The sequence below is a fragment of the Enterorhabdus sp. P55 genome (assembly GCF_009911695.1).
Lineage (GTDB): Bacteria > Actinomycetota > Coriobacteriia > Coriobacteriales > Eggerthellaceae > Enterorhabdus.
Map to the genome: position 1 here is coordinate 1 of NZ_QWKK01000023.1, position 13223 is coordinate 13223.

The following is a 13223-nucleotide window of genomic DNA, read 5'->3' on the forward strand; positions in this document are numbered from 1 at the left end:
CGCCGGTCACCCCGTCGCGCGCGGGGGCCTCGCCGACGGCCGCAGGCGCGCCGGCGCCCGGCCCGGCGGCGGGGAGGTCATCGAGGAGGGCGCGGGCGTCCTTGAACTGCTTGGCCAGCTCCTCCAGGGGATCCTCGCGCTTCTTCGCGGCCGTCACGGCGTCCTGGGTGATGGCCATGGCGCAGGCCACGGCCTCGCTGTGGGTGAACGACAGCGAGACGGGCACCTCGCGCACGCCCTGGGCCCGCGCCACCTCGCGCGCGCGGCCGGAGAGCACCACGTAGGGCTTGCCCTTCTTCGTGCGGCGCACCTCCACATCCCGCGGCCCGATGCCCTCGGCGAACCCGGTGCCGAGCGCCTTGAGCACCGCCTCCTTGGCGGCGAAGCGCGTGGCGTAGTGCGCCTCGGGATTGGCCTTCGCGTCGCAGTAGGCGCGCTCCTCCTCGGAGAACGCGCGGCGAGCGAAGGCGGGGCTGCGGCGCAGGACGGCGCGCACCCGGTCGATCTCGACGATGTCCACCCCCAGGCCCACCTGGTCAGACGCCATGGGCAGGCCGAGGGCGCCCTCCACCATCTCACGGGATCGCTTGCTCTGGGCCACGGCGGGCCTCCCTTCTGACTGCGTCGCCCGCCTGGCGTGGCGGGTGACGGGCTACTCGACGGTCACGGACTTGGCCAGGTTGCGCGGCTGATCCACATCGCAGCCGCGGGCCACGGCGATGGCGCGGGCGAACAGCTGCAGCGGCACGCTCGCCGTGATGGCGGAGAACGCGTCGCGCACCTTGGGGATGTAGATGACGTGGTCGGCATGGGCGCGGATGTCCTCGTCGCCTTCGGTGGCGATGGCCACCACCATGGCCCCGCGCGCCTTCGACTCCTGGAGGTTGGAGACCACCTTGTCGTAGACCGGGCTCTTCGTGGCGATGGCGATGACGGGGAAGCCCTCGTCGATCAGTGCGATGGGGCCGTGCTTCATCTCGCCGGCGGCGTAGGCCTCGGCGTGCAGGTAGCTGATCTCCTTGAGCTTGAGGGCGCCCTCGTAGCTGACCGCCGCGCCCATCCCGCGGCCGATGAACAGCGCGCTCGCGGCGTCCTTGCAGGCCTGCGCCGCCTCCTCGATGGCCGCGTCGTCGGCCAGGATGCGCTCCACCTGCTCGGCGGTGTCGGCCAGCTCGCGGAACAGCAGGCGGATCTGGCTCGTCTTGAGCTTGCCCTTGGCCTGGGCGAGCAGCATGGCCAGCAGCGTGAGGGACACCACCTGGCCGAGGAAGCTCTTCGTGGAGGCCACGGCGATCTCCTTGTTGGCCTTGGTGTAGATGACCCCGTCGGACTCGCGGGCCACGGGGCTTCCCACCACGTTGGTGATGCCGAACACCTTGGCGCCCTTCACGCGGGCATCGCGGATGGCGGCCAGGGTGTCGGCCGTCTCGCCGGACTGGGACACGGCCACCACGAGCGTGGTCGGCGTGATGATGGGGTTGCGGTAGCGGAACTCGCTGGCCACCTCCACCTCGCAGGGGATGCGGGCCCAGCCCTCGATGAGGTTCTTGGCGATGAGGCCGGCGTGGTAGGAGGTGCCGCAGGCGATCACGTAGACGCGGTCGATGAGGTCGAGCTCCTCGGGCGAGAGGTCGAGCTCGTCGATCTCGAGCGCGCCGGCCGACAGACGCCCGGCCAGCGTGTCGCGGATGACGCGGGGCTGCTCGTGGATCTCCTTGAGCATGAAGTCGGGGTAGCCCCCCTTCTCCGCCACGTCCACGTCCCAGTCCACGTGGGTGACGGGCGGGTCGAGGGGGTTGCCGGCCTCGTCGAAGAAGCTCACCGCGTCCGGCGTGAGGCGCGCCACCTGGCCGTCGGCCAGCACCACCACATCACGCGTGGCGTCGATCATGGCGATGATGTCGCTGGCGACGTAGCTGCCGCGCTCCCCGCGCCCCACCACGATGGGCGAGTCCTTGCGGGTGACCACGATGACGCCGGGCTCGTGGGCGCACACCACGGCCAGGCCGTAGGCGCCGATGAGCCGCCCGGCGGCGTGGACCACGGCCGCCTGAAGGTCGCCGGTGTCGGCATAGGCCTCCTCCACCAGATGGGCCGCCACCTCGGTGTCGGTGTCGCTCTTGAACACGTGGCCGCGCCCGATGAGCTCCTCGCGCAGCTCGGCGAAGTTCTCGATGATGCCGTTGTGCACCACGGCGATGTCACCGGCGCACGAGGTGTGCGGGTGCGCGTTGGCCTCGGACGGGCGGCCGTGGGTGGCCCAGCGCGTATGCCCGATGCCGCAGGTACCCGTGAAGTCGAAGTGGGACAGCGTGTGCGCGAGGCCCGACACCTTCCCCTTGCGGCAGATCACATCGAGCGCGCCGTCCTGCTCGATGGCGACGCCCGCCGAGTCATAGCCCCGGTACTCCAGGCGTCCCAGCCCTTCGATGAGGATGCCCTGGGCCTCATCGGCCCCCGTGTAGCCCACGATTCCGCACATGCGCGCTCCTTGATCTCTCCGATGCGCCCCGGCCGCGCGCCGGCGGCGCAAGGGCAGGGCGCGAAAGCTCCGGCGACCATTGTACGGCAACCCCGCCCGCGCCGATCCCGCGCGTCCGCGAGCGCGCTCGCCTGCGTCGCGCCGGCGCGCGGCCGTGCCATCCGCCCCCGTCCTTCCCCGCCTTCAGCGAGAAACTATTCTCACCATGCAAATAGTTATGCGAGAATGTGCCCCATGCCAGACCAGACCAAGACGAGAGAGGGCCGCCCATGTGGAGCAGCTGCCACCCGAAATCCGATGAAGACCTGAAGGAATGCGCCGAGCTGGGCAAGTCGCTCAACCGGCTCTCCCAGCCCACCATCCTCACGCTCATGGCCAAGCACGGCGCGCCCATGCACGGCTACATCATCGTGCAGCAGGCCGCGCACTCGCCCATGTTCGGCGGCAAGAAGCCGGATGCGACGGGCATCTACCGCGCGCTCAAGCGCATGGAGGAGGCGGGGCTCGTCACGTCGGCGTGGGACACGCCCGAGGAGGGCTCGGCCAAGCGCCTGTTCACGCTGACGGACAAGGGGCTCCACTGTCTGCGCCGCTGGATCGACGCATTGGCCTGCTATGAGCTGACCCTCGAGGAGCTGCGCGCCGATGCAGCCGACGCCCTCGGCATCGACCTGCCCGAGGCGCCCGTGTGCTCCCACGGCGCCGCCCAATAGCTTCGTCCGCCGGCGCCCCGCTCCTCCGCGCGCCCTCGCGCCCGGAAGGCGGGGCGCCTTTTCTTCCAGGAGGCCCCATGCCCGAGCTTTCCGCCTTCCCCGCCGCCTTCGAGGATATCCGCGGCCGCGACGTGGCGGCCCTCCACGACCCGCGCCCCCTCGTCATCGTGGGAGCGCGCGGGATTGACGGCGCCGTCGGGTTCGCCACCGTCATCTGGGTGACGCCCCTCTCCCACACCCCGCCGCTCGTTGCCTTCGCCCTGCGCGAGGCCTCCCACACCATGGGGCTCGTGCGCCAGGCGGGCGCCTTCAGCCTGGCCACCCTCCCTGCCGACGCCGACGCCGCCCGCCTGGCGGAGCTCTGCGGCAACCAGACCGGGCACCGCTTCGCCAAGGGCGACGCCGTGGACTACGTGCTGGTTGAAGTCGAGGGCGCCAGGGACGCGGAGCCGCGGCCGGCGGAGGGTGCGAGCACCCCGGCCGCAGACGCGACGCGCCTCGTGCCGGTACCGGCCGCCGCGCTGTCCTGGGAGGCCTGCGCCGTACGCTCCGTCCAGGAGGCGGGCGACCACCTGCTCGTCATCGGCGAGGTCACGCGCGCCGCCACCCGCGGCTCCCGCGACGAGCGCGGCCGCCTGGCCCCCGTCGAGACGCTGCTCTGCATCCAGCACGGCGCCTACGCCCCCGTGGCCGCCCCGCTGGCACCCGACGCCGAGGAGTGAGCGCCACCGCACCCGCCGCCAGATCCTGCAAGAGCCCCTCAGAAGACGATCGGCGCCCGAGCAGGATGCGGATGCACGTTGGTGTCAGCGAAAACGATCACGTGAGCTCCAGATAGCGCCCGAGAACATCATCATAGTGGGAGTCAATGAGCGCATCGTAGTCCAAGGCGGCACCAGGCTCCCCGCCCCCAACAGCCCACCGCATGGGCTGAGGCCCGCATTCGGGGACGAGCTCGCAGCCGTCGCAGTTCTCGGTGACGGAGGTGTCGATGAGCTCCCAGGCGCAGTCCTCGAGCCCGAGCGCCCGGTAGAAGGGCACCGAGGCCCCGCGGGCCACGAGGCGCAGCTCGCCGTATTCGGCCGTCGCGGCCTCCATGAGCGCGCGGCCCACCCCGTAGCCGCGCCAGGAGCCGTGCACCACCACGGGGTTCACGTGGGCCACGCCGTTGGCGCCGAACGCGATGCGGATGAAGCCCACCGGCTCGCCGTCGCCGTTGGCGGCCACCGTCACGCGCTCGAGCGAGGGCAGGTTGTCCATCCCCTCGTTCCAGCAGTACGCGTCCAGGTAGGGCCGGTCCTCCTCGACCGCCGCCCTCAGCGAAAACAGCTCGGCCATGAACTCTCCTTCACTCAACGCCCCCCCCCGCACGGAGGAGGGAGCCGCAGCCCTACATGATGGGCGGGACGTAGATCTTGTTGCGGGAGTCGGGGATGGCCTTCTTGGCCAGCTCCGCAGCGCCCTCGGCAATGGTGGGCAGCAGATGGGTGGGCACGCCCATGAACATCATGTCCTCGCCGATATCGCTCGCGGCGCGGCAGCCGTAGCAGCCGAAGGTGATGTTGGGCTCGTCGTTGGCCAGCGGCAGCAGCACGGCCTCGACGCACATGGAGTTGAAGCCGCTCGCATGGAAGTCGTGGCGGTGCCCCGAGTAGTAGCTCATGGACATGCACAGCCACATCATCTGCTCCGGCGTGCCGGTGAACACCACCACCTCCGGCTCGCGCACCGTCTTGGCAAGCGGCGCCACGTAGGTGGCCCGGCGGCTCTTGGGCGGCAGCGTCGGGCGCTCGGCCACCATGCGCGCGGCGGCCTCGGCGTTGACCACCTTGTGGAACAGCACGTAGATCTCGCCCGTGGCCAGCTTCTCAGGCACGCCGGTCATGCCGAAGATGGATGTGCCGTCGGGGCACGAATGCCGATGCGGCGGCATGAGAATGCTCGCGCCGCGGCGCGCCGCCATCATGGCCTGGCAGAAGCGCAGGTTCTCAGCGGGGATGGGCGCATCGGGCAGGGCCTCGCCGGCCGCGATGAGCCCCACGGCCACCGGCTGCCAGCGCAGGTCGAGCGCCTCCATGATGGCGCGCTGGTAGCCCGCGAGCTCCTCGCGGCGCCCCTCGTCGAGCGGCTCGGCGCGCTCCTCGTCAGCAAAGGGATCGAAGGTGGCGTCGCCCACGGCCTCCACCAAAAGCGCCCGCTTGGGGCAGTTCCCCGCGCAGGTGGTGCAGCCCACGCACTGCTCAGGATAGGCGGCGAAGGGATAGCCCTCCTCGTTCATCTCCAGCACGTCGCACGGGCAGAACGCCACGCACAGCCCGCATTGGACGCACCGCGCCGGGTCGTTGGTTATCCGGTAGTCAGCCATCAGCTTCGTTCTCCTTCTTTCCCGCGCGGGCTGTAGGCCCGCGCCAATCAGCCTCGTAGAGGCGCGTCCGCCGGGGCGGCGCTCACCAAGCGAGTTCCGCAGCGACTGGAACAGCCCAGTGGGCTGTTCCACCAAGCGAGGACTGTCTGAGCGACTGAGCGCTGCCCCGGCGGGGATGCCGTCCCCCAGGTTTAGTGCCTATCCCCCACCCCGCGCAGCTCCTCCTTGCACCAGGGCGGGTAGACGCGCTTGCCGGCGGCGTCGGTCAGGTGGTAGGAGCAGAACGGGATGGCGCGGCCGTCGGGCACGGTCACCATCATCGAGCACTCGCGCAGGCGCTGGGTGTCCATGGACACGGCGTCCATGTAGTTCATGATGATGACGGACAGCCCCGTCTTCACCTCGACGCCCTTCTTGTAGAGGATGTCGAGGAACACCGAGCCCTGGGGGCTGTCGGGGCTGTAGCCGGCGGCGTACTCCTCCATGGTCATGGCGCGGGTGGCCGGGTAGAAGCCGCTCGGGTGGGCGGCTCCGTCGTCCTTCACCAGGAACACGCCCGTGTCGCACAGCGGGTTCGAGCAGCCGAGCGGCCAGATGTCGCGCGGCTCCAAGAGCCCGTCGGACTGCTCGGCCAGGCTGAAGATGACGTCGCCTGCGCTCATGGGCAGCGCCCGCTCGGCGTCGAAGCGGCCCGAGGTGAAGGCCGGCTGCAGGGCCAGGCCCGCCACCACATCGGAGTTCTCCAGGGCGAAGCGCAGAAGGTCGCCGAGCTGGCCGTCGTTGACGCCCGCCACCACAGCCACCGACAGCACGCACTGGACGCCGGCGGCACGGCAGCGCTCGATCACCTTGAGCTTGACGTCGAGGATGTCGCGGCCGCAGGTGGCCTCGTACACGTCGCCGGTCAGGCCGTCGAAGGACAGGTACACGCCGGTGAGCCCTGCGGCCACCAGACTCTCCAGGTAGCCCTCGCGGGCGGCGATGACCAGGCCGTTGGTGTTGATCTCTATGCCCCAGAAGCCCTTCTGGCGGCCGCGGTAGATGATCTCGGCCAAATCCTTGCGGCACGTCGGCTCCCCGCCGGTGATCTGCACGGCGCCGTCGGTTCCCACGGCATGCGCGATCACGTCATACATGGCGTCGATCTCATCGAGCGTGGGGTCGCCCTCGTTGCCCTCGGCACTCGCGAAGCACACGGGGCAGCGCAGGTTGCAGTTGCGCGTGACCTCGATCTCAAGCAGCGTCCCGCGGCGCTCGTGGCGGGCGCAGGTGCCGCAGCCCTTAGGGCACGGGCCGCACACCGGGGTGGTGTTCGCCGGCGCCGTCTTGGGGAAGGCCTCGGAGCGCAGCCACTCGTAGTGGTCGGCATCGGGCCACATGCGCGTGTCGAGGCGGCCGTGGTCGGGGCAGGTACGGCTCATCCACACCACGCCCTCGTCATCGGCGTACACCTCGGCCGGCAGCTCGCGCAGACACGTCGGGCACAGCGCGCCCGTCGTGTGAAGCACGCGGCGGTTCTCCTCGGTCATCTCGCTACTCCTCGTCGATGTACTGGCGCGGGTCGTGCTCCTCGTTGGGCGGGGTGCACACGGTGATGCCCATGAAGTCCACCCAGTCGAGCACGCGACGCGGGACGAACAGCTCGGGCTGGTAGCGGGCCGCCCGCTCGATGGCGCGCATGCACGAGATGGCGTGGGCCAGGTCGGTGCGCTCGTCGATGTCGGCCACGGGCGAGAAGTAGGCGCAGGGGATGTCCTTCTCGACGATCTTCTCCATGTAGGCGTCGAGCGCCGCCTTGCCGTCCAGGTTGTAGTAGACGCCCTGGTGGTTGATGGGGGTCTCGCGGTTGGCGCCCACCAGCGACGTGCCGCACTCCTGGCACGGCGCCATCACGAAGCCCGGCGTGCCCTGGGACTGGAAGTAGTCGAGCCACTGGAAGGCCTGGATGATATGGGACTTGGGCAGCGTGGGGATGTCGCCGCCCACAGACACGATGTGCTCATAGCCCAGGTCGAAGATCTGCTTGAAGGCGTCGTCGAAGTGATCGTCGAAGGTGGCGCCCTTGTCGGTGAGGTAGTGGACCTCCATCGGCCACGGGCCGATGGCCTCGAACGTCTCCCTCATGAGCTCGACGTTCTCGGCCGGCGTGGTGGACACGAAGAAGTCGTAGGTGATCTTGTCGACGGACGGGTCGGCGGCCACGGCCGCGTCGTTTGCGGCCTGCAGCTCGTAGAGCGCGTGCATGCACGCCTCGCTCACGTCGTAGAGCGAGCGCCGGAAGAACTCGGCGGCCTGCTCGTCGGTGAGGAACCCGCCGTGCTTCACGGTCAGGCGCGTCTTCACCATGCCCGGCACGGGCGGCTTGCTGAACACCAGCAGGGCTTGCTTCTTCTCTGCCACGGATGTCTCCTTCTCTCGCGGGCGGCGCTGCGCCCGATGGGTACCCTCGTAGGCGGCCGGCGGGCCGCTCCCCTATCCTCGCGCGGCGGGATCGGGCGTGAAGCCCGGCTGCCACGAGAGGGGACGGTCGTCGGCGCGGATCATGCAGTCGATGGCGTTGTAGGACCAGGTGCCGATCATCGGCTCGCCCTCGTCCACCGTGCAGGACGTGAGGCAGTTGACGTTGGACTCCCACATGCCGCCGAACTCCGGAGCGCCGGCCTCCCACTCAGGATGCCACCATCCGTAGTCCGCATTTATTAGACCATCTCTCATACGTATTGTATCCAAAACGAAGCGCGCCTCGCCGTGATCGGTGGCCAGGACCACCGTATCGCCCGAGGAGAGGCCGAGGGCGGCCGCCGTGGCCTCGCTCACCTCCGCCACGGGGAAGGGATGGCGGCGGCGGAAGGCCTCGTTGTTGAAGTACATCGAGGCGTTGTAGGGCTGCTTGCGCGCGCCGGTGATGAGCGGCAGGTGCGTCCAGCCCTCGGCCTCGCGCTCGGCGATGAAGGCGTCGCTGCACAGGCGGCGCGGCTCGCCGGGCTCGGGCAGGCGCGGGCCTCCCAGGGCGCCCAGGGCCTCGCTTGCCAGCTCGATCTTGCCCGTGGCGGTGGCGAAGCCCTGGGGCCGGCCGTCGGGGCCGGGCTGCAGATGCTTGCCGTAAGCCGGCGGCTGGTAGCACAGCCCCAGCTCGCAGTAGGTCTCCCAGTCCATGCCGCATGGCGCGAGGGTGGCGGCGATGGCCTCCTCGAAGGTGGCCTCGGGCCAGGCGTCCTCCTGCCCCAGGCGCAGGCCCAGCTCGCGGAACACCTCGTAGTCCACCTTGCGCTCATAGTAGGGCGCGCAGGCGGCCGGCCCGCCGTAGGCGATGTTGGCCACGCCGCCGTGGGCCTGGAAGGTGGGGCGCTCCATGGCGCCGGCCGCCGGCAGCACGTAGTCGGCCAGCGAGGCCGTGGGGGTGAGGTAGTAGTCGAGCACCACGATGAGGTCGAGCCCGCTCAGGGCGGCGAACACCCGGTGGGTATCGGCATAGGTGAGCAGCGGGTTGGTAGCCTCCACGATGAGGGCGCGCACCGGGTAGGGCTCACCGGTCTCCATGGCGCGCAGCACGAGGTCGGGATGGGCCGAGGTGAGGTAGCGCGCCGGCAGCTTGCGGCCCATCCGCTCGGTGAGCGCGGCCACGCGCGCGTAGCCCTCGTAGCTCTGCAGCGGCGTCACGCCCGTGTTGAGGCAGCGCGCGGCCAGCTCATCGGCATGCTCGAGAGTGAGCTCCAAGTCCACCTCGGGCACGAAGTCGCTGCCCTCGGCCAGCACGCAGGCGCCCGGCCGGTCCACGTTGCCCGTGAGGGCGCGCAGGCAGCAGATGGCGCGATGCGTGGGTGCCACCGAGCGGCCCACCTGGTCGATGCCGCGCCCCGACACGAGGGCCGAGGGCGCGGGTCCGGCGAACAGGCGCGCCACGCGGCGGATGTCCTCGGCGTCCACGCCGCATTCCGCGGCGGCCGCCTCGGGCGTCCACGGAGCCACATGCGCCGCCAGCTCGTCGAAGCCGTGGCACCACTCCTCCACGAAGGCGCGGTCGATGAGGTCCTCGGCGATGATGACGTTGAGCATCCCGAGCGCGAGCGCGCAGTCGGTGCCGGGGACGGGCGCCAGCCAGATGTCGGCCGCGGCGGCCGTGCGCGTGTAGCGCGGGTCGATCACCACGAGCGGCACGTCCGAGCGCCCGATCTTGAGCAGCGTGCGCCAGAACAGCGAGTTGTCCGACTCAGCCGGGTTGGTGCCCCAGATGACGACACAGCCCGTCTCGTCGGTGATGTCGGCCTCCACCGTCCAGCCGAAGGTGAGCACGTCCATCCAGATGCGCGGGTTCCAGCAGATCTGCCCGATGCCCATGTTGTTGGGCGACCCGAACAGCGTCATGAACCGGTGCAAGGGCCAAAACGACGTGTGGGGCCCGCCGATCATCGACGCGAGCGTCCCTGGGCCGTGCTCGGCCGCGAGCGCGGCCAGGCGCGCCGCGATGTCGTCAAGCGCCTCGTCCCAGGAGACCTCCTCCCACGCACCCGAGCCGCGCTCCCCCACCCGGCGCAGCGGGCGGTTCACGCGGTCGGCGCCGTCGAGCACCTCCAGGTTCATCGGCCAGCGCCGGCATCCCGCCAGCACCTGCGGATCATACGGATAGCGGCTCGCATCGGGCTCGAGCGCGGTGATGCGCCCGTCCTCCACCGTGGCGGTGAAGGCGCACAGGTAGCCGCAGAAATGGCAGTTGGTCTTTCGCTGCTCGGTGGCCATAAGGCCCTCCTATTCCCCGAGGACCTCGACGTCCTCGTTGCTCATGGTCACGTCGTGGCGCGCCTCCTCCTCGGGCCCGGTGAGCGCACGCGCATCCTCGGAGGCCTCCTCGGCCGCCCGGTCGGCCACGGTGGATTCGGCCGCAGCCGGAGCCTCGTCCGCGCCCAGGCCCACGAAGGCGCGCTCGCCCGCGCCGGCCACGCCGAGCGTCTCGTCGAAGAGGAAGCGCAGCTTCATCCACGCGCCCGCGCTCGCCCAGTCGATGCGCCAGTCGTAGAGCAGCTCGAGGAAGTGGACGGCAGGCATGGCCGCCTGGGCCGCGTTCAGCTGGAACGCGCAAGACAGACACGCCGTGACGAGGGCGTCGGCGTGGACCTCCCGCGCCTCCTCGCCATTGCGCGCAGCCATCTTGTCGGCCGCCTCGAACTTGCCGGCCGCGCGCAGAAGCGACCCGCAGCACAGCGAGCGCGCCCGCGCGTGCGCCGGCTCCACGCACATCCCCGCAGGCAAAAGCGCCCGCATGCCGTCGGCGAACTCGCCACGGTCGCGGTCGGGGCACGAGTCGTGGGCGCACAGGCGCACGGATGCCCCGGCGTCACCGGCGACAAGGCGCGCCGCCGTGCCGGCGTCCACCGCGTAGCCCAGGTGCGCGAGCGCCGTCGGCAGCGCCGTCACCTCGACGCCGGCCGTGGCCGCATCGGCGGCGAGCGCGTCGCGCAGGGCCTTCGCGCAGTTGGGGCACGCCGCCACGATGCGCTCGACGCCGGCAGCCGCCACGTGCTCGCGCAGGGTCTCCTCGAACGCAGCGCGCACGGCCTCGCCGTCCGGCTCGTAGGAGAGGATCTTCCCGCAGCACAGAAGCGAGATGCCGCTCACGCTGCCGGCGTCCCGCAGCGTGTCGTAGACTGCCGCGACGAGCGGCAGGGCGTAGTTGATGAGCGAGCAGCCCGGGAAGAACACCGACGGGCACGGCTCGAGCATCCCCTTGCCGGCGGCCGCGAGGCGCGCCTCCCCCGTCACGCGGTCGAAGGCCACCGTCGATCCGGTGAGCGCGTCCTCGAACAGGTACTCATCCACGTCAGTTCTCCTTCCCCAAAGGCCGGGGGGCCAGCATACGCAAGGGGCCCGACTTTGACAAGCCGGGCCCCTTCCTCATTTCACTTCTTTACCCAACACGCTCACTGGTTCGCCCAAGGGAGTCAGCGAGAGGCCGTACGGTGCCTGGGATAGCCCCGCCGCGCGGCCGAGCGTACTTCGTACGCGAGGGTAAGCGCACAAGGGGCTAGGCCAGGTGCCGTACGGCCTCGGAGCGTCGGCCTGTTACGACGTTGCGTTAGCAACGCCGTAACTAGAAGATGTTCTCGCCGTAGGTCCAGGCCTTGACGAACTTGTCGTCCTTGTCGGCGATGCGGGTGTAGTAGCGATCCTCGCCCGGCAGCGGCGCGCGGTCGTCGGAGAGCACCACCATGAAGCGGAGCAGCAGGCCGCCGAGCAGCACGAGCACAGGAGCCACCAGGGTGGAAGCCGCGCTGTGGCCGCCGAAGACGTAGAGGATCTCGGGCAGCAGCAGGCCGCCGAAGATCATGCCGCCCCAGAACAGCGGCGCGTAGGAGCCGTGCACCCAGCGGTGGGCCGCCTTGTTGGCCGTCTTGTTGCCGGCACCCAGGAAGGACAGCACCATCACGAGCAGCACGACGATCTCCACCACCACGAGGATGATGTCGACGGTATGCAGGATCTCCTTGCTGGCCTCGGCCACGATGACCGTCTCCAGGGAGAACACGGCCGGCCACCAGCCGATGGACAGGGCGATGGCCGCGCAGGCGGTGGACAGGGCCGACACGGTGAACAGCACCGGCAGGGCCGGGGTCGCCCAGAAGGCGTGGGCCTTCAGGGTGGACAGGAAGATGCCGGTGTAGAGCATGATGCAGGTGCCGGAGATGCCCGCGATGGCCAGGTTCAGCTCGCGGAAGGGCACGAGGAACGCGGCGATGGGGCCGAACCAGTCCCACGGCACGTAGCTCGCGAACCACAGCACGCCGAAGATGGCGCACACGGTCAGGAAGCGCGCGCCCCAGGCGAGCACGCTCGTGCTCTTCACGAAGGCGCGGTAGAACACCATGGGCTGGCCGAGGTCGACCACGAGCATGATGCAGCCGAAGCCGAGCGCGCAGATGCCGAGGAATCCAGGCCACGCGAGCACCTCGCCCATCATGGGGATGTCAGGGTACACGAAGAAGCTCAGGATGGCGGCGAGGCAGAAGATGCCGCCGCCCAGGCCGCCCAGGAACAGGTAGGTCGGAATGGGCCACTCCCAGTAATGATGACGCATTATGCCTTACCTCCCAACTCAGGAATGTAGTAGATCTGCGGGCCGGTGCCGAGGTCCTCGAGCAGGCGCACCGTCTCGACGGAGCCGATGAGCTTGGACACCTCGGAGTTCGGGTCGTCCAGGTCGCCGAAGATGCGGGCCTTCTGGTGGCAGGTGGCCACGCAGTAGGGCTCGGCGCCCGGGTCGGCAGCGCGGTGATCGCGGCAGAACGTGCACTTGCGCACGAAGCGATGCAGGCGGGGCTGGAGCTTGGACTGGTCGCGCATGCCGTAGGGGCAGGCGTTCACGCAGGCCAGGCAGGCCATGCACTTGTCGTAGTCGATCCAGACCACGCCGTCCTCATCCTGATGCGACGCGCCGGTGGGGCAGCATGGCACGCAGGCCGGCTTCTCGCAGTGCATGCAGAGCGTGGGCAGCCAGCTGCGGTGCACGTTGGGCCAGGTGCCCTTGACGCCCTCGGTGAGCACCGGGTTGTAGACGATGTCGAGCGGCAGGTCGTTCCACGTACGGCAGGCAACCGTGCAGGAATGGCAGCCGATGCAACGACGCTGGTCGATGACCATAACGTAACGGGTCATGTTCTATCCTTCCTCC

The 13223-nt window shown here is 69.9% G+C and carries 12 protein-coding genes; 2 read left to right on the forward strand and 10 right to left on the reverse strand.

Translation table 11 applies throughout. The features are described 5' to 3' along the window. Both acpS and glmS read right to left on the reverse strand, forming a co-directional pair. A partial coding sequence (gene acpS, locus D1643_RS03945; RefSeq protein WP_370520284.1) for a holo-ACP synthase occupies positions 1 to 601 on the reverse strand: 601 nt, incomplete at its 3' end. A gap of 51 nt (positions 602 to 652) precedes the next feature. Beyond that, positions 653 to 2482 (reverse strand): glutamine--fructose-6-phosphate transaminase (isomerizing), encoded by a 1830-nt coding sequence (gene glmS, locus D1643_RS03950; RefSeq protein WP_160708856.1) that lies wholly within the window; start codon positions 2480 to 2482, stop codon positions 653 to 655. 269 nt (positions 2483 to 2751) lie between these two features. Between glmS and D1643_RS03955 the strand changes: the two genes are divergently transcribed. Continuing rightward, positions 2752 to 3195 carry a PadR family transcriptional regulator gene (locus D1643_RS03955; RefSeq protein ID WP_160708859.1) on the forward strand — a complete coding sequence of 148 codons (444 nt, stop codon included), beginning with the start codon at positions 2752 to 2754 and terminating at the stop codon, positions 3193 to 3195. Positions 3196 to 3272: 77 nt separating this feature from the next. Next, the gene (locus tag D1643_RS03960) at positions 3273 to 3917 is read left to right on the forward strand and encodes a flavin reductase family protein (protein ID WP_160708861.1); all 645 of its coding nucleotides are present in this window, start codon (positions 3273 to 3275) and stop codon (positions 3915 to 3917) included. Positions 3918 to 4014: 97 nt separating this feature from the next. Here D1643_RS03960 and D1643_RS03965 read toward each other — a convergent pair whose 3' ends face one another. The 8 genes from D1643_RS03965 to D1643_RS04000 all read right to left on the reverse strand — a co-directional run bounded on the left by D1643_RS03965 (position 4015) and on the right by D1643_RS04000 (position 13207). Then, a complete protein-coding gene (locus D1643_RS03965; RefSeq protein WP_160708863.1) occupies positions 4015 to 4533 on the reverse strand; it encodes a GNAT family N-acetyltransferase in 519 nt (172 codons plus the stop codon). Between the two features lie 52 nt (positions 4534 to 4585). Next, a complete protein-coding gene (locus tag D1643_RS03970) occupies positions 4586 to 5560 on the reverse strand; it encodes a DUF169 domain-containing protein (protein WP_160708865.1) in 975 nt (324 codons plus the stop codon). Positions 5561 to 5751: 191 nt separating this feature from the next. After that, positions 5752 to 7089: a radical SAM protein gene (locus D1643_RS03975; RefSeq protein WP_160708867.1), complete on the reverse strand. Its 1338-nt coding sequence runs from the start codon at positions 7087 to 7089 to the stop codon at positions 5752 to 5754. A 4-nt stretch (positions 7090 to 7093) separates the two neighbouring features. Further along, positions 7094 to 7960, reverse strand: a complete 867-nt coding sequence (locus tag D1643_RS11785; RefSeq protein ID WP_160708869.1) for a DUF2064 domain-containing protein — start codon at positions 7958 to 7960, stop codon at positions 7094 to 7096. Between the two features lie 72 nt (positions 7961 to 8032). Next, the gene (locus D1643_RS03985) at positions 8033 to 10297 is read right to left on the reverse strand and encodes a molybdopterin-dependent oxidoreductase (protein ID WP_160708871.1); all 2265 of its coding nucleotides are present in this window, start codon (positions 10295 to 10297) and stop codon (positions 8033 to 8035) included. Positions 10298 to 10306: 9 nt separating this feature from the next. After that, positions 10307 to 11374: a heterodisulfide reductase-related iron-sulfur binding cluster gene (locus D1643_RS03990; RefSeq protein ID WP_160708873.1), complete on the reverse strand. Its 1068-nt coding sequence runs from the start codon at positions 11372 to 11374 to the stop codon at positions 10307 to 10309. 271 nt (positions 11375 to 11645) lie between these two features. Next, the gene (gene nrfD / locus D1643_RS03995; protein WP_160708875.1) at positions 11646 to 12629 is read right to left on the reverse strand and encodes an NrfD/PsrC family molybdoenzyme membrane anchor subunit; all 984 of its coding nucleotides are present in this window, start codon (positions 12627 to 12629) and stop codon (positions 11646 to 11648) included. Continuing rightward, a complete protein-coding gene (locus D1643_RS04000) occupies positions 12629 to 13207 on the reverse strand; it encodes a 4Fe-4S dicluster domain-containing protein (RefSeq protein WP_160708877.1) in 579 nt (192 codons plus the stop codon). The genes nrfD and D1643_RS04000 overlap by 1 nt, the downstream gene beginning before the upstream one ends. Between the last annotated feature and the right edge of the window lie 16 nt (positions 13208 to 13223).